The sequence below is a fragment of the Streptomyces sp. AM6-12 genome (assembly GCF_044327085.1).
Lineage (GTDB): Bacteria > Actinomycetota > Actinomycetes > Streptomycetales > Streptomycetaceae > Streptomyces.
In genome coordinates, this window is sequence record NZ_JBIQWN010000001.1 from 4,552,503 (window position 1) to 4,569,770 (window position 17,268).

The window sequence follows — 17,268 nt, forward strand, 5'->3', positions numbered from 1 at the left end:
ACCCACCCGACTCGCTCGCCCGGAAAGCCCCACCGCACGGTCTCGGCGGCCCGCGGCAGCCACCCGAGTCCAGGTGGGCCGGTGCGCGGAAACGGTGAGAGCGCAGCGCGGCGATGGTCGCTTGCCACAGCCGTTACGCTTGAACCGTGGCAGTCGTCGATGTATCCGAAGAGCTGAAGTCCCTCTCCTCGACCATGGAGTCGATCGAGGCCGTCCTGGACCTCGACAAGATGAGGGCAGATATCGCCGCGCTCGAGGAGCAGGCGGCAGCCCCGTCCCTGTGGGACAACCCGGACGAGGCGCAGAAGATCACCAGCAAACTCTCCCACCTCCAGGCCGAAGTCAGGAAGGCGGAAGCACTGCGCGGCCGCATCGACGACCTCTCGGTCCTCTTCGAGATGGCCGAGGAGGAGGACGACCCGGACACCCGCGCCGAGGCCGAGTCCGAGCTGACCGCCGTGCGCAAGGCGCTGGACGAGATGGAGGTCCGCACCCTCCTGTCCGGCGAGTACGACTCCCGTGAGGCCCTGGTCAACATCCGCGCCGAGGCCGGTGGCGTGGACGCCGCCGACTTCGCCGAGAAGCTCCAGCGCATGTACCTGCGCTGGGCCGAACAGCGCGGCTACAAGACGGAGCTGATCGAGACGTCGTACGCCGAAGAGGCCGGCATCAAGTCGACCACCTTCTCCGTGCAGGCGCCGTACGCCTACGGCACCCTCTCCGTCGAGCAGGGCACCCACCGCCTGGTGCGCATCTCCCCCTTCGACAACCAGGGCCGCCGCCAGACGTCCTTCGCCGGCGTCGAGGTGCTGCCCGTGGTCGAGCAGTCCGACCACGTCGAGATCGACGAGTCCGAGCTGCGCATCGACGTGTACCGCTCCTCCGGCCCCGGCGGCCAGGGCGTCAACACGACCGACTCCGCGGTCCGCATCACCCACCTGCCCACCGGCATCGTGGTCTCCTGCCAGAACGAGCGGTCGCAGATCCAGAACCGCGCCACCGCGATGAACGTCCTCCAAGCCAAGCTGCTGGAGCGCCGCCGCCAGGAGGAGCAGGCCAAGATGGACGCCCTCAAGGGCGACGGCGGCAACTCCTGGGGCAACCAGATGCGTTCGTACGTGCTCCACCCGTACCAGATGGTCAAGGACCTGCGTACCGAGTTCGAAGTCGGCAACCCCGAGGCCGTGTTCAACGGCGAGATCGACGGTTTCCTGGAGGCCGGCATTCGCTGGCGCAAGCAGCAGGAGAAGTAATTTTGTCGACATGACAACTGCCGCCCGCGTGGCGGCAGTTGTTGTTTTGTCCGGCTTTTACGTCACAATCACATGCTTCAAATCCCCCCGAAGGCCCTTCTGTCCGGGCAAAGCGACCAGAACGCTCTTGACGTTGCTTTGAAAAATCGGAAGGGTGAGCGTGGCATGCGTGTATCTGGGGCGCATGTGAACCGGGGGTGCCGAATCACTCGATCTTGATTCGGGGTTCGTCAGCTGCCTCCGTCGATCACGGCCAGCCCCACTGCGCGGCCTCATTGACGAACAGCTACTGGGGGTAGCAACCATATGACGAAGAAGACGCGGATCCGGGTCGCGCGGATAGCCGCGGGCGCCGTGATCGCGGCCGGTGCGTCCCTGACCGCGGCCGGCGCGGCCTCCGCCCTGGACCTCGACGTCCACGCGGGCCCGATCAACCTCGGTGCGAGTGTCAACGGCCACGACGACGGTGGCGACACCGATGGCGGCTGCCCGATCGCCATCTGCACCGATGGCGGTCAGACCGGCGGCGGCAACGACACCACCACCGGTGGCGACCAGACCACCGGTGGAGACGACACCACGACGGGTGGCGACCAGACCACCGGCGGGGACGACACCACGACCGGCGGTGACCAGACCACGGGTGGCGACCAGACCACCGGCGGGAACGACACCACGACCGGTGGCGACCAGACCACGGGCGGCGACCAGACCACCGGCGGGAACGACACCACGACCGGTGGCGACCAGACCACGGGCGGCGACCAGACCACCGGCGGGAACGACACCACGACCGGCGGTGACCAGACCACCGGTGGCGACCAGACCACGGGCGGCGACCAGACCACCGGCGGCCAGGGCAATTCCGGCGGCAACAGCACCGGCGGCACCGGCGGCGGCCACCACGGTGGTGGCACCGGCGGCGGTCACCACGGCGGCGGTACCTCCGGCGGCTCCGGCACCGGTGGCGACAGCCCCCAGGGCGGCGGCAACGACAACGCCTCCCAGGAGGAGGGCTCCTCGGCCCTCACCGACACCGGTTCGGACAACCCGCAGCCGCAGACCGGCGGCAAGCAGCTCGCCGAGACCGGTGCCGGGCAGACCTCGTTCCTGATCATCGGCGCCGCGACGATGATCGCCGGCGGTATCGGCTTCCGCATCCTGCCGCGCCTGGCCGGCCGGGGCGGCGCGGCCGCCTGACGGTAGCCGCACGGCAAGCGTCCGCGTACCCCGCGTACGCAAAGGGCCCGGAGCCTTCGCTCCGGGCCCTGACGTTTTTCCGGGGATTTTCCCGACCGCTTCTTACCTGGTCAGGTGGTCTGGTGCGCCAGTAGCACCACCGCGGCGATCAGCACCGCGAGGAGCGCGATCAGCGCCGTCGGGTTGACCCCGCCCAGGAAGCCCTCCTGCTGAAGACGCTCGCGGTTGGCACGGCACACCGGGCACCGGCCCTCGCTCACGGGCGCCGCGCAGTTCGCGCACACCAACCGGTCGTACGTCATGCGCTCGCCCTCCTCGCACCGGCCGTATCACTTAGTACAACGCTCACAGGAACGCGAACGTTCCCCTCCCACTGTGCCAGTTTCCGCGGCGCCGTGCGCGGGGCCCCTGCCGCGGCGCCCGGAAAGGCCGTCGCGGCGCCCGCCTCGGTGCCCGTTCCAACGACCGGTGCAAAAGCGTACAAGTCTTGCCCAACCTAAGCCTGCGCCTGCGCTTGCACACCCGGTTCGCGTATGGTCACGCTCATCTACCCCCGGCGACCCGTGGTGCATCCGTGATCCGATTCGACAATGTCTCCAAGGTCTACCCCAAGCAGACCCGTCCCGCACTCAGGGATGTCTCCCTGGAAGTGGAAAAGGGCGAGTTCGTCTTCCTCGTGGGGTCCTCCGGCTCCGGAAAGTCCACCTTCCTGCGGCTGATCCTCCGCGAGGAGCGGTGCAGCCACGGCCAGGTGCACGTGCTGGGCAAGGACCTCGCCCGCCTCTCCAACTGGAAGGTGCCGCAGATGCGCCGCCAGCTGGGCACCGTCTTCCAGGACTTCCGCCTGCTGCCCAACAAGACGGTCGCGGAGAACGTGGCCTTCGCGCAGGAGGTGATCGGCAAGTCCCGCGGCGAGATCCGCAAGTCCGTGCCCCAGGTGCTCGACCTCGTCGGCCTCGGCGGCAAGGAGGACCGGATGCCCGGCGAGCTGTCCGGCGGTGAACAACAGCGGGTGGCCATCGCGCGCGCGTTCGTCAACCGGCCCAAGCTGCTGATCGCCGACGAGCCCACCGGCAACCTCGACCCGCAGACCTCCGTCGGCATCATGAAGCTGCTCGACCGGATCAACCGGACGGGCACCACCGTCATCATGGCGACACACGACCAGAACATCGTGGACCAGATGCGCAAGCGCGTCATCGAGCTGGAGAAGGGCCGCCTCGTCCGCGACCAGACCCGCGGCGTCTACGGCTACCAGCACTGACCGCGCGCCCCAGTTCGTCCACGGAAAGGCACAACCCGACGCCATGCGCCCCCAGTTCGTCCTGTCGGAGATCGGTGTCGGTCTCCGCCGCAATCTCACGATGACCTTCGCGGTCATCGTCTCCGTCGCCCTGTCCCTGGCCCTCTTCGGCGGCTCCCTGCTGATGAGCGACCAGGTGAGCACCATGAAGGGCTACTGGTACGACAAGGTCAACGTCTCGATCTTCCTGTGCAACAAGCACGACGCCGAGCAGGACGTGCACTGCGCCAAGGGCGCGGTCACCGAGGACCAGAAGAAGCAGATCCTCTCCGACCTGCACAAGATGCCGATCGTCGAGAAGGTGTCGTACGAGTCGCAGGACGAGGCGTACAAGCACTACAAGGAGCAGTTCGGCAACTCCCCGCTGGCCGGCTCGCTGACGCCGGACCAGATGCAGGAGTCGTACCGGATCAAGCTCAAGGACCCGCAGAAGTACCAGGTGATCGCGACCGCGTTCAACGGGCGCGACGGCGTGCAGTCGGTGCAGGACCAGAAGGGCATCCTGGACAACCTCTTCCAGCTGCTGAACCTGATGAACCGCGGCGCGCTCGGCGTGATGGCGCTCATGCTGTTCGTGGCGCTGCTGCTGATCGTCAACACCGTGCGCGTGTCGGCGTTCAGCCGCCGCCGGGAGACCGGGATCATGCGCCTGGTCGGCGCCTCCGGCTTCTACATCCAGGCGCCGTTCATCGCCGAGGCCGCGGTCGCCGGGCTCATCGGCGGCGGTCTCGCCTGCGTCTTCCTGGTGGTCGGCCGGTACTTCACCATCGACCACGGCATGGACCTGTCGCACAAGCTGACGCTGATCAACTTCGTCGGCTGGGACTCGGTACTCACCAAGCTGCCGCTGATCCTGGCGACCAGTGTGCTGATGCCGTCCCTGGCCGCGTTCTTCGCGCTGCGCAAGTACCTGAAGGTGTGATGCAAACCAAGGCGGTGGGCGGGGCAACGGGCCGTGACGGCGGGCCCGTTGTCCTAGACTCACCGCCATGTCCGGCCGCGACCCGCTCTGTCCGCCTCACCGCGCCCGCCAAGGGGCCGCGCTGACCTTGGTCTTCGCCGGAGTCATCGTCGCCGGGGCGGTCACCGGCGCCTTCCCGGACCCCGACCACCCGGCACCCCGGACCACCACCCCCGTGCCCGTGAGCGCCGTACGCGACGAGTCCGTCCGGGACGCCGCCGCCCGCGCGATGGCCGACGGCACCTCCCCGATGGAGGCCGCCGAGCGGGCCGTCAGCCGCAGCGGCGACCGCTGGGGCGCCGTCTACTCCGAGGGCGAGTACCAGGAGTTCCAGGACTCCCTCGACGGCCGCTACACCGGCGTCGGCCTGTCCACCGCGCGCGAACAGGACGGCCGTATCGAGGTCACCGGGGTGCGGCCCGGCTCGCCCGCCGCCGCGGCCGGCATCCGCACCGGCGACCGGCTGCGCAGCGTGGACGGCGTCCGCGCCGACGGCCTGCCGGTCACCGAGGTGGTCGCCCGGCTGCGCGGCGACCCCGACGACGCGCCCGCCGGTACGACCGTCACGCTCGGCCTCCAGCGCGGCACCCGCGCCTGGACCCGGACCCTGCGCCGGGCCACCCTGACCACCGACTCGGTGAGCGTCCGCCGGCTGTCCGCGCGGGCCACCCTGATCCGGGTCGCCGCCTTCACCAAGGGCACCGGCGCCCGCGTCCGCGAGGCCCTGCGGGCCGCCCCGGCCGGCGCCGGGATCGTCCTGGACCTGCGCGGCAACTCCGGCGGCCTGGTCACCGAGGCCGTGGCCACCGCCTCCGCCTTCCTCGACGGCGGCCTGGTCGCCACCTACGACGTGGACGGCGCCCAGCGCGCCCTGCACGCCACGCCCGGCGGGGACACCGGGCGTCCCCTGGTCGCCCTGGTCGACGGCGGCACCATGAGCGCGGCCGAGCTGCTCACCGGCGCGCTCCAGGACCGGGGCCGCGCGGTGGTGATCGGCACGCGCACCTTCGGCAAGGGCTCCGTCCAGATGCCGACGAACCTGCCCGACGGCTCGGTGGCCGAGCTGACCGTGGGCCACTACCGCACCCCGTCCGGGCACGCGGTCGACGGCCGGGGCATCACGCCGGACCTGGAGGCGGGGGACGGCGTGCTGCGACGCGCCGAGACCGTCCTCACCGGCCTGGGCGAAGCGGATTAAAGGCTGGCCGTAGGACCCCCGCGTAGTGCGAAAATGGACGGCACTATGAGCAAGGGAATGTACGTACCCAAGGAGTCCCAGCCCAAGCAGGGCGGCGGGGCGGGCAAGGCCAGGGACGGCGAGAAGGGCGGCAAGCGCAAGATCGTCGCCCAGAACAAGAAGGCCCGGCACGACTACGCGATCATCGACACCTACGAGGCCGGGCTCGTGCTCACCGGCACCGAGGTCAAGTCGCTGCGCGAGGGCCGGACCTCGCTGACCGACGGCTTCGTCCAGATCGACCGGGGCGAGGCGTGGCTGCACAACGCCCACATCCCGGAGTACCACCAGGGCAGCTGGACCAACCACTCCGCGCGCCGCAAGCGCAAGCTGCTGCTGCACCGCGAGGAGATCGACAAGCTGGAGTCCAAGGCCCAGGAGACGGGTCACACCATCGTGCCGCTCGCCCTGTACTTCCGGGACGGCCGCGCGAAGGCGGAGATCGCGCTGGCACGGGGCAAGAAGGAGTACGACAAGCGGCAGACCCTGCGGGAGAAGCAGGACCGGCGCGAGTCGGAGCGCGCCATCGCGGCGGCGAAGCGGAGGCAGCGCGGGGTGTAGCCCCTCCGGGGAATACGCTGGCATCGACCCGCGTTGGTCCCGTACGATGGCAGCAGCACCGGACGCGAGCCCGGTGCGCACCTTGAAAAAACAACATGGGGATGATCGGTTTCGACAGCGGCTGTCGAAGCAGGGGAAGCGTGTCGAGGAAGCGGCCATGATCTCGTAAACCACAGGCCGAAAAAAATAATCGCCAACACCAAGCGCGATTCCTTCGCCCTCGCTGCCTAAGTAGCGACTTGCGAAGTGTCAGCCCGGGGCTGTTCCCGACCCGGATCCTGGCATCAGCTAGGGGACTAAACCTTGATCCCGGTCACGGGGTGAAGAGGGAAATCAAACAGTGACTGAGCCCGTCGGCGACTTGTTCGCGTGATCGCCGGGGCTGAGAAAAGCACAGCGAACTGCACACGGAGAAGCCCTGATTCCGCACCGTTGGACGCGGGTTCGATTCCCGCCATCTCCACGAACCCCTCCGGGGGTACCCCATGTGGGCAAAGGCCCCGTCGCTTGTTGAAGCGGCGGGGCCTTTGCCATGCCCGCATATCGCTGGCTCCGCTTTGCCTTTTTCACCGCGATCCTGATGGGGGACCGCCATCTTCATCGAGTACGGGCCGATCTCCAAGTGGCCGTGAAAGCGCATAGTGTGGTAAGCGCAGATGCAGCCGACCTCCAGGTTCGAGGAGTCCGACTGGGTCACTCTGCACCTGGACTTGGCGTCCTGTGTTGCCGAATTCCTCATCCGGAAATACGGTGCGCATTGGACCGTCGTGAGCGATCCAACCGGACCGGTCGGGTTCCGCTACGCCATCGAGGCGAACGGAATCGACGGACAGACCCGTCGGGTCGACCCCATCGATGTCGTAGCGTGAGCAAGGTGCGGACATAGCCCGGAGCAGCGAACGCTCGCGCGGGGAGTCCCCGCTCGGCGACGGCACCGACCCCGCCGCCTGGCAACGCCTGCGCCACATCGACGCACACCTGAACCGTGGAAGCGCACCCGCAGCGTGAGCGCGTCGGCGCGGCTGTCTCCCTGAAGGCGTCGCACGGACGCCGGTCCCCGGCGTGCGGGAGCCGGCCTGTCGGCGGACAATGTTCGCGGCGGCAGAAGTTCCGTTGGGTGGACCGAGGTGTTCGGCCATGAGCGTCATCGGTGAGGTCGCTCTGGGCAGGCTGCGGGGGACGGTGCGGGGAGGCGTCGTCGGGCCGGGGGACGGCGGGTACGACGAGGCGCGGGGGATCTACAACGCCATGATCGACCGGCGGCCGGCCGGGTTCGCGCGGTGTGCGGACGTGGCGGACGTGCGGACCGTGCTCGCATTCGCGCAGGACCACGGCGTCGCGGTGGCCGTGCGCGGGGGTGGGCACAGCGGGCCGGGGCTGTGTCTGGTGGACGGCGCGCTCACTCTGGATCTGGCGCCCATGCGCTGGGTCCACGTCGAACCGGCGGCCCGTACTGCCCGCGTGGGCGGCGGGACCCTGCTCGGCGATCTCGACCACGCGGCGCACACCTTCGGCCTGGGCGTGCCCTCCGGGATCATGTCCACCACCGGTGTCGGCGGGCTCACCCTCGGCGGTGGACACGGTCACCTCACCCGCCGTTACGGCCTGACCATCGACAGCCTGCTCTCCGCCGATGTGGTGCTCGCCGACGGCAGCCTCGTCACCGCCTCCGCCGACGAGCACCCCGACCTGTTCTGGGCGCTCCGGGGCGGCGGCGGCAATTTCGGGGTCGTCACCTCCTTCGCCTTCCGGCTGCACCCGGTGGACACCGTCGGGGTCGCGATCACCCTGTGGCCGGTCGACCGGGTGCGCGAAGTGCTGTGCTGGTACCGGGAGTTCCTGCCCGCCGCGCCGGACGAGCTGAACGGGTTCTTCGCACTGCTGACCGTCCCGCCGGGCCCGCCGTTCCCCGAACCGCTGCACGGGAAGAAGATGTGCGGGGTGGTGTGGTGCCACACGCCGGGGCGCGCCGGGACGTCCGGGGAGGCGGACCCCGCGGAGGACGAACAGGAGCGGCTGGAGCGGGCCGTCGCCGCCGTGGCCGCCGCCGGGCAGCCCGCCTTCCACTTCACCGCGGTGATGCCCTATCCCGTTCTCCAGACCATGTTCGACCAGCTGCTGCCCAAGGGCCTCCAGAGTGGTACTGGCGCGGGGACTTCTTCGACGCCATCGGTGACGACGCCATCGCCGTGCACGAGAGATACGGCCGGGACCTCCCCACCGGCCTGTCCACCATGCACCTCTACCCGGTGGACGGGGCGGCCCACCGGACCGGACCCGACGAGACGGCCTGGGCCTACCGGGACGCCCGGTGGTCCGGCGTCATCGCGGGCATCGACCCCGACCCCGCCAACGCCGCCCGGATCACCCGCTGGTGCGTCGACTACTGGAACGATCTGCACCCGTACTCCATGGGCGGCGGCTACCTCAACTTCCTGGGCGAGGAGGAGCCCACCGACCGGGTCCGGGCCGCCTACCGCGGCCACTACGATCGGCTGGCCGCGGTCAAACGCGCCTACGACCCCGGCAACTTCTTCCACGCCAACCAGAACATCCCGCCCGCTTGAGGGCGACCGGTGCCGGCGCGAGGGGTTCCGGCGGGTCGGTCGGGCGGGCACTGTGGGAGCAAGCGGTCTGTACGACTCCCCGTATGCCTAGGCGGTGACAGGCACATGGTGCTGCGGTTCGATGCCGGACGGGTATGTCTGGATCTGTTGGCGACCAGCCATCCCGGTGAACGGCTCGGTTCCGTCGGGGCGTTGTGCGTCTGGATCGAGGAGGCCGGGCTGGTTCCGGCCGGTACGGGGCTCGCGCACGCCGATGAGTCGTGGGTGGCGCGGTTCCAGGAAGTGAGAAGGGACATAGGGCAGTTGGTGCGGCGCGCCGGGGGCCCGGTGTCGTACGGGAGAGCGCTGGCGCGGGTGAACGAGGTGGCCCGTGGGGTGCCCCCGGTGCCCTGTGCCGTACGGCGCGGCGACGGGGTGCTCGTGCGCGAACTGGTCGCGCCGCCCGGACCCGCCGCCCTGCTCGCGCTGCTCGCCCGCGACGCCGTGGAGCTGCTCACCGACCCCGTCGCGCGGGCGGCCCTTCGCGAGTGCGAGGGGGACAACTGTCCGCTCCTCTACCTCGACACCTCCCGCGGACGCCGCCGGCGCTGGTGCTCCAGCGAGGTGTGCGGCAACCGGGAGCGGGTCGCCCGACACCGCCGCCGTGCCGCCCTCACCCGCGCCTGAGCACCCACGAGACCACAGATGTGAGACCGCAGATGTGAGACCGCAGACGGGTATCCGTGCCCGAGCATCCGTGGCCCGTGCCTGACCGCCCGTGCCTGACCGCCTGTGCCCGCGCATCCGCGACCCGCCCTGACCGCCCGTGCCGAGCACCTGCGACCCGCCCCTGAGCACCCGCGCCCCGCGACCCGCCCCTGAGCACCTGCAAGCCCGCGCCCGCGCCCCGCGCCTGCGCGCTCGCAAACCCGCACCCGCGCACCCCCGTCCAAGCACCCCCGCCCCCCACATCCACGCACCCGACCGGTGGGTGCCGTAGCCTCGCCCGGCCCCCTTCGCGTACGGTTGACGGCTGCCCAGCACGTCAGAAGGGGGCCCGGTGGCCGCTCAGGTTCAGCATTCCGCGGTCGGCTCGGAACACGGCGCACAGGACTCCGTGCGCGACCGAGAGATCAGCGTCGAACAGGCACACCTGGACCGGGTGTACCGGCGGCTCGAGGAGAAGATCCACGAGGCCGAGTTCCTGATGAACGACGCGGCCCAGCGCGGCCAGGTCGGCACCCCCGGCGCGCTCGCCGAGCGGGACGCGCAGGTCTTCCGCGCCGGTGTCCACCTGAACCGCCTCAACAGCGAGTTCGAGGACTTCCTGTTCGGGCGGATCGACCTGCTGCTCGGCAAGGACGGAAAGAAGGGGCCCGACGGGGCCTACACGGCGGTCGAGCCGGCCGAGGGCGCGGTGCGCGAGGACAACACCGCCGACATCGCCGAGACCCTGCACATCGGGCGCATCGGCGTCCTCGACGAGGACTACGCGCCGCTCGTCATCGACTGGCGCGCCCCCGCCGCCGCGCCCTTCTACCGGGCCACCCCCGTGGAGCCCGGCCGGGTGGTGCGCCGGCGTGTCATCCGCTCCAAGGGGCGCCGGGTGCTCGGCGTCGAGGACGACCTGATGCGGCCCTCGCTCACCGCCTGCCTCGACGGCCGGGAGCTGGCCGTCATCGGCGACGGCGCCCTGATGGCCGCCCTCGGCCAGGCCCGCGGCCACACCATGCGGGACATCGTCTCCTCCATCCAGGCCGAGCAGGACCTCGTCATCCGGGCCCCCGCCGCCTCGATCACGTACGTCGAGGGCGGCCCCGGCACCGGCAAGACCGCCGTCGCCCTGCACCGCGCCGCCTACCTGCTCTACCAGGACCGCAGGCGGTACGCGGGCGGCATCCTCATCGTCTCCCCGACCCCGCTGCTCGTCGCCTACACCGAGGGCGTGCTGCCCTCGCTCGGCGAGGAGGGCCAGGTCGCGATCCGGGCGATCGGCTCGCTGGTCGACGGCGTGGAGGCGACGCTGTACGACTCCCCGTCCGTGGCCCGCGCCAAAGGCTCGTACCGGATGCTGAAGGTGCTGCGGAAGGCCGCCAGGGGCGCCCTGGAGCTGGGCCCGGCCGTCCGGGCGGCCCACGACGAGGACGACGACGCGCCGCGGCAGGCCGCCGACCCCACCCGCCTCCGTGTCGTCGCCTTCGGCCGCCGGCTCGAACTGGAGGCCGAGGAGCTGGACCACATCCGCCGTACCGCCCTCGGCGGCACCGCCCCCGTCAACCTGCTGCGCCCGCGCGCCCGCAAGCTGCTGCTGGACGCCCTGTGGGCGAAGTCCGGTGCCGGCGCCCGGCACACCGACCCGGAGCTGGCCGCCGAGCTGCGGAGTTCCTTCGACGAGGACATCACGGGCGAGGACGCCTTCATCGGCTTCCTGGACGCGTGGTGGCCGGAGCTGACCCCGGCGCGGGTGCTCGACGCCATGGCCGACGAGAAGCGGCTCGGCCGCTGGGCGCGCCGCATCCTCAACCCCGGCGAGGTGCGCAAGGTGGCCCGTTCGCTCAAGCGGGACGGCCGTACGGTGCACGACATCGCCCTGCTGGACGAGCTCCACGCGATCCTGGGCGCCCCGGCCCGGCCCCGCAGGAAGCGGGAGCTCGACCCGCTGGACCAGCTCACCGGCCTGGAGGAGCTGATGCCGGTGCGCGAGGAGACCCAGCGGGAGCGGGCCGAGCGGCTGGCGCAGGAGCGCACCGAGTACGCGCACGTCATCGTGGACGAGGCGCAGGACCTCACGCCGATGCAGTGGCGCATGGTCGGCCGCCGCGGCCGGCACGCCACCTGGACGGTGGTCGGGGATCCGGCCCAGTCCTCCTGGTCCGACCCGGACGAGGCCGCCGAGGCCCGCGACGAGGCCCTGGGCAGCCGCCCCCGGCGCCGTTTCCAGCTCACCGTGAACTACCGCAACCCCGCCGAGATCGCCGACCTGGCCGCCCGCGTGCTCGCGCTCGCCATGCCCGGCGCCGAGTCGCCCAGGGCCGTGCGGTCCACGGGGGTCGAGCCGCGCTTCACCGTCGTGGGGGAATCCCTCCAGGACACCGTGCGGGCCGAGGCGGAGCGGCTGCTGGGGCTGGTGGACGGCACGGTCGGCGTGGTCGTCGCGATGAACCGGCGCGAGGAGGCGAGACGCTGGCTGGCCGGGCTCGGCGACCGGGCGGTGGCGCTCGGCAGCCTGGAGGCCAAGGGCCTGGAGTACGACGCGACGGTCGTCGTCTCGCCCGCGGAGATCGCCGACGAGTCCCCGGCCGGGCTGCGCGTGCTCTACGTGGCGCTCACCCGCGCCACCCAGCAGCTCACCGTGGTCTCGGGGGAGCGGGACGAGCCGGACGCGGCCGGGGTCCCGGACCTGCTGCGCGACTGAGTTTCCGGCGAACTCCCGCTAGGGGGAATGGCATCCGGCATCCGTTTGTTAGCCTGGGTACGGCACCGGCTCGATCCAAGCCCCCGGGCCCAACCTTCGTCCCTTCGAGGGACCACTTGCCGCGAGGCGAGCATGGCGGGCCGGTGTCGTCAGCGTGGGAGGCCCACGTCACGATCAAGTGGCGTGGGCCTCTTTCTTATGCCCATCAACTCTCGTATGGTGGAAGTCGTTTTCCGAAACTGCGTACCGACCGGTCATCGAGCGTGTACAAAACGTCCGCAACCGAGGGCGACTACCACGTACTGATCGGTAGGTGCGACGATCGGACGGCACAACTCGCGACACGGTGAAAGCAGAGGAAGTCGGCCATGGCAACGGCGCCCAGCGTCTCCTACTCGATGACCATCCGGCTGGAGGTGCCCGCGAGCGGAACCGCCGTCTCGCAGCTCACCAACGCCGTGGAGTCCTCCGGAGGCTCGGTGACCGGCCTCGACGTCACCGCGTCCGGGCACGAGAAGCTCCGTATCGACGTCACCATCGCGGCCACCTCCACGGCCCACGCCGAGGAGATCGTCGAGAAGCTGCGCGGCATCGAGGGCGTCACCCTCGGCAAGGTCTCCGACCGTACGTTCCTGATGCACCTCGGCGGCAAGATCGAGATGCAGTCCAAGCACCCCATCCGCAACCGTGACGACCTCTCCATGGTCTACACGCCGGGTGTGGCCCGCGTCTGCATGGCGATCGCCGAGAACCCCGAGGACGCCCGTCGCCTCACCATCAAGCGCAACTCGGTTGCGGTCGTGACGGACGGCTCCGCGGTGCTCGGCCTCGGCAACATCGGCCCCAAGGCCGCGCTGCCCGTCATGGAGGGCAAGGCGGCTCTCTTCAAGCGCTTCGCCGGCATCGACGCCTGGCCGCTGTGCCTGGACACCCAGGACACCGACGCGATCGTGGAGATCGTCAAGGCCATCGCCCCCGGCTTCGCGGGCATCAACCTGGAGGACATCTCCGCGCCCCGCTGCTTCGAGATCGAGGCCCGGCTGCGCGAGGCCCTGGACATCCCGGTCTTCCACGACGACCAGCACGGCACCGCCATCGTCGTGCTGGCCGCGCTGACCAACGCGCTGCGCGTCACCGGCAAGGCGATCGAGAACATCCGGATCGTGATGTCCGGCGCCGGCGCGGCCGGTACGGCCATCCTCAAGCTGCTGCTCGCGGCGGGCGCCAAGAACGCCGTCGTCGCCGACATCCACGGCGTGGTGCACGCGGGCCGCACGGACCTGGTGAACGCCCCGGCCGACTCGCCGCTGCGCTGGATCGCCGACAACACCAACCCCGAGGGCCTCACCGGGACCCTGAAGGAGGCCGTGCGCGGCGCGGACGTGTTCATCGGCGTCTCGGCCCCGAACGTCCTGGACGGCGACGACGTGGCCGCCATGGCGGACGGCGCGATCGTGTTCGCGCTCGCGAACCCGGACCCCGAGGTGGACCCGGCGATCGCCCGCCAGACGGCCGCGGTGGTGGCCACCGGCCGCTCGGACTTCCCCAACCAGATCAACAACGTGCTGGTCTTTCCGGGTGTCTTCCGTGGCCTGCTGGACGCGCAGTCCCGTACCGTCAACACCGAGATGATGCTCGCCGCCGCCAAGGCACTCGCCGACGTGGTCGGCGAGGACGAGCTGAACCCGAACTACATCATTCCGAGCGTCTTCAACGACAGGGTCGCGGGCGCCGTCGCCGGCGCGGTCCGTGAGGCCGCCAAGGCGGTCGGCGCAACCGCCTGACCAGGGAAGACCGCCCGACCACGGCGTGTCGTACGGTGCCGGGGGCTGTGAGGATCACCACGGTGGCCCCCCGCACCGGCGCGTCGTGGAACCACCTGGTACCGGGAGCCCTCTAGGGTGACGCCGATCAGGCGCTTTTCGTGTGACTCCCCAGGGTGTTCTCACGACTCCTACGGGTGCCGGATTGGCTTTACCGCCGCAGGTAGGGGCAGGATGCGTCCCTGGGCGCGAGCGCATCGGCATCGCAGTGCCGCGGGCATGACCGCCGCGTGGCACACCCCAACGGCAAGAAAACACGGGAGTAACAACATGAACCGCAGTGAGCTGGTGGCCGCGCTGGCCGACCGCGCCGAGGTGACCCGCAAGGACGCCGACGCCGTGCTGGCCGCGTTCGCCGAGACCGTCGGCGAGATCGTCGCCAAGGGCGACGAGAAGGTCACCATCCCCGGCTTCCTGACCTTCGAGCGCACCCACCGTGCCGCTCGTACCGCGCGCAACCCGCAGACCGGCGAGCCGATCAACATCCCCGCCGGGTTCAGCGTGAAGGTCACCGCGGGCTCCAAGCTCAAGGAAGCGGCCAAGGGCAAGTAAGCGCTCCGCTTTGAGCGCCGGTCCACTGGAGCGCCGTTCGAGGTGAGCGCCGTGGGTGACTGACGGGCCGTCGTGGCTGGTCACGCCCGCGCGGCGGGGCCGCAGATCCGATGCGGCCCCGCGCCCCTTCGGGCGCGGCCCGGTGAGCGATGCAAACAGGGCGGTCCCCCTCTCGTCGAGGGGGACCGCCCTGTTTGCTTGTTTGCTGGGGGTCAGCCGAGGGCCTTGCCCGGCAGTTCGACCTTGGCGCCCAGTTCCATGAGCTTCTCCATGAAGTTCTCGTAGCCGCGGTTGATCAGCTCGATGCCGTGGACGCGGGAGGTGCCCTCGGCGGCCAGGGCCGCGATCAGGTAGGAGAAGCCGCCGCGCAGGTCGGGGATGACCAGGTCGGCGCCCTGGAGCCGGGTCGGACCCGAGACGACCGCGGAGTGCAGGAAGTTGCGCTGGCCGAAGCGGCAGTCGGAGCCGCCCAGGCACTCGCGGTAGAGCTGGATGTGGGCGCCCATCTGGTTGAGCGCCGAGGTGAAGCCGAGGCGGGACTCGTAGACCGTCTCGTGGATGATCGACAGGCCGGTGGCCTGGGTGAGCGCCACCACCAGCGGCTGCTGCCAGTCGGTCTGGAAACCGGGGTGGACGTCCGTCTCCAGGGCGATGGACTTCAGCTGGCCGCCCGGATGCCAGAAGCGGATGCCCTCGTCGTCGATCTCGAAGGCGCCGCCGACCTTGCGGTAGGTGTTCAGGAACGTCATCATCGAGCGCTGCTGGGCGCCCCGGACGTAGATGTTGCCGCCGGTCGCGAGGGCCGCGGAGGCCCAGGACGCGGCCTCCAGGCGGTCCGGCAGGGCCCGGTGGGTGTAGCCGCCGAGTTTGTCCACACCGGTGATGCGGATGGTCCGGTCGGTGTCCATCGCGATGATCGCGCCCATCTTCTGCAGCACGCAGATGAGGTCCTCGATCTCCGGCTCGACGGCCGCGTTGGACAGCTCCGTGACGCCCTCGGCCAGTACGGCCGTCAGCAGCACCTGCTCGGTCGCGCCCACCGACGGGTAGGGCAGCGTGATCTTCGTACCGCGCAGGCCCTTCGGCGCCTCCAGGTACTGCCCGTCCGCGCGCTTCTCGATGCTCGCGCCGAACTGCCGCAGCACGTCGAAGTGGAAGTCGATGGGCCGGCCGCCGATGTCGCAGCCGCCGAGACCGGGGATGAACGCGTGCCCGAGCCGGTGCAGCAGCGGGCCGCAGAACAGGATCGGGATACGGCTGGAGCCGGCGTGGGCGTCGATGTCGGCCACGTTGGCGCTCTCGACGTACGTCGGGTCGAGCACCAGCTCGCCGGGCTCCTCACCCGGACGGACCGTCACGCCGTGCAGCTGGAGCAGCCCGCGCACGACGCGCACGTCACGGATGTCCGGAACGTTGCGCAGCCGGCTCGGCCCGCTGCCGAGCAGCGCGGCGACCATGGCCTTCGGTACGAGGTTCTTCGCACCGCGGACACGGATCTCGCCCTCAAGCGGGTTTCCGCCGTGGACAAGCAGGACATCGTCGTTGACGGTCATGAATCTCGCGTTCCGATCAGATGGGCATGGGGGCCGCCGATCACGGACGGGCCGTGGGACAGGGTAATCGCCGATCACCCCCCGTTCGTAAGTCCGCGTGCAGCCCCGTCGCGTCATGGGTGTGTCACAACACGAACCGTTTGCAATCGGACACATGGGGTCACCGCGGGTGAGCGTGCGCCGGTTCTGCTTCCACGCTCCCTGAGCTGCGTTCACCCGGGCACTCCGATTGGCTCCCCACCGCGGGGGAAGATGCGGGATCATGTCTGGCATGACCGAGGTGTCCTCGCTCACAGGGCGGCTGCTCGTGGCCACCCCCGCCCTGGCGGACCCGAACTTCGACCGCGCGGTGGTGCTCCTCCTCGACCACGACGAGGAGGGCTCCCTCGGTGTCGTCCTCAACCGCCCCACCCCGGTGGGTGTCGGGGACATCCTGGAGGGCTGGGCCGACCTCACCGGCGAGCCCGGCGTGGTCTTCCAGGGCGGCCCGGTCTCGCTGGACTCCGCGCTCGGCGTGGCGGTCATACCGGGCGGGGCGAACGGCGAGCGGGCCCCGGTGGGCTGGCGGCGGGTGCACGGCGCGATCGGCCTGGTCGACCTGGAGGCGCCGCCCGAGCTGCTCGCCCCGGCCGTCGGCTCGCTGCGGATCTTCGCCGGGTACGCCGGCTGGGGGCCGGGCCAGCTGGAGGAGGAGCTGGCCGAGGGCGCCTGGTACGTGGTGGAGTCCGAGCCCGGTGACGTGTCCTCGCCTGAGCCCGAGCGGCTGTGGCGCAAGGTGCTGCGCCGCCAGCGCAGCGAGCTGGCGATGGTGGCCACGTATCCGGACGACCCTTCGCTCAACTGATGCCCCGGCGCTTCAGTACC

14 protein-coding genes, 1 other RNA gene and 1 pseudogene are annotated in these 17,268 nt (G+C 70.5%); 14 read left to right on the top strand and 2 right to left on the bottom strand.

All coding sequences use genetic code 11. From position 1 onward, the window contains the following. Positions 1–146: 146 nt before the first annotated feature. Both prfB and ACE4Q9_RS20645 read left to right on the top strand, forming a co-directional pair. Positions 147–1,253, top strand: coding sequence for a peptide chain release factor 2 (prfB, locus tag ACE4Q9_RS20640; protein WP_397985705.1), 1,107 nt, complete (start codon positions 147–149; stop codon positions 1,251–1,253). Between the two features lie 306 nt (positions 1,254–1,559). Beyond that, positions 1,560–2,453, top strand: coding sequence for a hypothetical protein (locus ACE4Q9_RS20645; protein WP_397985706.1), 894 nt, complete (start codon positions 1,560–1,562; stop codon positions 2,451–2,453). A gap of 110 nt (positions 2,454–2,563) precedes the next feature. Here ACE4Q9_RS20645 and ACE4Q9_RS20650 read toward each other — a convergent pair whose 3' ends face one another. Beyond that, the gene (locus tag ACE4Q9_RS20650; RefSeq protein WP_397985707.1) at positions 2,564–2,755 is read right to left on the bottom strand and encodes a hypothetical protein; all 192 of its coding nucleotides are present in this window, start codon (positions 2,753–2,755) and stop codon (positions 2,564–2,566) included. A 272-nt stretch (positions 2,756–3,027) separates the two neighbouring features. On the opposite strand from ACE4Q9_RS20650, the gene ftsE reads away from it, so the two are divergent. The 11 genes and pseudogenes from ftsE to ACE4Q9_RS20705 all read left to right on the top strand — a co-directional run bounded on the left by ftsE (position 3,028) and on the right by ACE4Q9_RS20705 (position 14,851). Continuing rightward, entirely contained in the window at positions 3,028–3,717 is a 690-nt protein-coding gene (ftsE, locus tag ACE4Q9_RS20655; RefSeq protein ID WP_070022695.1) for a cell division ATP-binding protein FtsE, read from the top strand. Between the two features lie 43 nt (positions 3,718–3,760). Then, the gene (ftsX, locus tag ACE4Q9_RS20660; RefSeq protein WP_397985708.1) at positions 3,761–4,678 is read left to right on the top strand and encodes a permease-like cell division protein FtsX; all 918 of its coding nucleotides are present in this window, start codon (positions 3,761–3,763) and stop codon (positions 4,676–4,678) included. 67 nt (positions 4,679–4,745) lie between these two features. Continuing rightward, positions 4,746–5,915 carry a S41 family peptidase gene (locus ACE4Q9_RS20665; RefSeq protein WP_397985709.1) on the top strand — a complete coding sequence of 390 codons (1,170 nt, stop codon included), beginning with the start codon at positions 4,746–4,748 and terminating at the stop codon, positions 5,913–5,915. 57 nt (positions 5,916–5,972) lie between these two features. Further along, the gene (gene smpB, locus ACE4Q9_RS20670; RefSeq protein ID WP_397987276.1) at positions 5,973–6,515 is read left to right on the top strand and encodes an SsrA-binding protein SmpB; all 543 of its coding nucleotides are present in this window, start codon (positions 5,973–5,975) and stop codon (positions 6,513–6,515) included. A gap of 97 nt (positions 6,516–6,612) precedes the next feature. Continuing rightward, positions 6,613–6,981, top strand: a transfer-messenger RNA (tmRNA) gene (gene ssrA, locus ACE4Q9_RS20675). Positions 6,982–7,171: 190 nt separating this feature from the next. Further along, positions 7,172–7,384 (top strand): hypothetical protein, encoded by a 213-nt coding sequence (locus ACE4Q9_RS20680; RefSeq protein ID WP_397985710.1) that lies wholly within the window; start codon positions 7,172–7,174, stop codon positions 7,382–7,384. A 268-nt stretch (positions 7,385–7,652) separates the two neighbouring features. Then, positions 7,653–9,082: pseudogene (locus tag ACE4Q9_RS20685) on the top strand (FAD-binding oxidoreductase). A gap of 105 nt (positions 9,083–9,187) precedes the next feature. After that, entirely contained in the window at positions 9,188–9,748 is a 561-nt protein-coding gene (locus ACE4Q9_RS20690; protein WP_397985711.1) for a CGNR zinc finger domain-containing protein, read from the top strand. A 373-nt stretch (positions 9,749–10,121) separates the two neighbouring features. Beyond that, entirely contained in the window at positions 10,122–12,476 is a 2,355-nt protein-coding gene (locus ACE4Q9_RS20695; RefSeq protein ID WP_397985712.1) for a HelD family protein, read from the top strand. 368 nt (positions 12,477–12,844) lie between these two features. Further along, the gene (locus tag ACE4Q9_RS20700; RefSeq protein ID WP_397985713.1) at positions 12,845–14,260 is read left to right on the top strand and encodes an NAD-dependent malic enzyme; all 1,416 of its coding nucleotides are present in this window, start codon (positions 12,845–12,847) and stop codon (positions 14,258–14,260) included. A 309-nt stretch (positions 14,261–14,569) separates the two neighbouring features. Beyond that, positions 14,570–14,851: an HU family DNA-binding protein gene (locus tag ACE4Q9_RS20705; RefSeq protein ID WP_014673024.1), complete on the top strand. Its 282-nt coding sequence runs from the start codon at positions 14,570–14,572 to the stop codon at positions 14,849–14,851. A gap of 212 nt (positions 14,852–15,063) precedes the next feature. Here the strand turns inward: ACE4Q9_RS20705 and murA are convergent, their stop codons facing one another. Continuing rightward, on the bottom strand, positions 15,064–16,404 hold the full coding sequence (murA, locus tag ACE4Q9_RS20710) for a UDP-N-acetylglucosamine 1-carboxyvinyltransferase (protein ID WP_397985714.1): 1,341 nt from the start codon (positions 16,402–16,404) through the stop codon (positions 15,064–15,066). 271 nt (positions 16,405–16,675) lie between these two features. Between murA and ACE4Q9_RS20715 the strand changes: the two genes are divergently transcribed. Beyond that, entirely contained in the window at positions 16,676–17,248 is a 573-nt protein-coding gene (locus tag ACE4Q9_RS20715) for a YqgE/AlgH family protein (RefSeq protein WP_397985715.1), read from the top strand. Positions 17,249–17,268 lie beyond the last annotated feature (20 nt).

Bases quoted from the DNA above. Each gene is read 5' to 3' on its own strand.
- ACE4Q9_RS20645 (WP_397985706.1), top strand. From the start codon at position 1,560: ATGACGAAGAAGACGCGGATCCGGGTCGCGCGGATAGCCGCGGGCGCC.
- ACE4Q9_RS20650 (WP_397985707.1), bottom strand. From the start codon at position 2,755: ATGACGTACGACCGGTTGGTGTGCGCGAACTGCGCGGCGCCCGTGAGC.
- ftsX (WP_397985708.1), top strand. From the start codon at position 3,761: ATGCGCCCCCAGTTCGTCCTGTCGGAGATCGGTGTCGGTCTCCGCCGC.
- ACE4Q9_RS20665 (WP_397985709.1), top strand. From the start codon at position 4,746: ATGTCCGGCCGCGACCCGCTCTGTCCGCCTCACCGCGCCCGCCAAGGG.
- smpB (WP_397987276.1), top strand. From the start codon at position 5,973: ATGTACGTACCCAAGGAGTCCCAGCCCAAGCAGGGCGGCGGGGCGGGC.
- ACE4Q9_RS20680 (WP_397985710.1), top strand. From the start codon at position 7,172: ATGCAGCCGACCTCCAGGTTCGAGGAGTCCGACTGGGTCACTCTGCAC.
- ACE4Q9_RS20690 (WP_397985711.1), top strand. From the start codon at position 9,188: ATGGTGCTGCGGTTCGATGCCGGACGGGTATGTCTGGATCTGTTGGCG.
- ACE4Q9_RS20700 (WP_397985713.1), top strand. From the start codon at position 12,845: ATGGCAACGGCGCCCAGCGTCTCCTACTCGATGACCATCCGGCTGGAG.
- ACE4Q9_RS20705 (WP_014673024.1), top strand. From the start codon at position 14,570: ATGAACCGCAGTGAGCTGGTGGCCGCGCTGGCCGACCGCGCCGAGGTG.
- murA (WP_397985714.1), bottom strand. From the start codon at position 16,404: ATGACCGTCAACGACGATGTCCTGCTTGTCCACGGCGGAAACCCGCTT.
- ACE4Q9_RS20715 (WP_397985715.1), top strand. From the start codon at position 16,676: ATGACCGAGGTGTCCTCGCTCACAGGGCGGCTGCTCGTGGCCACCCCC.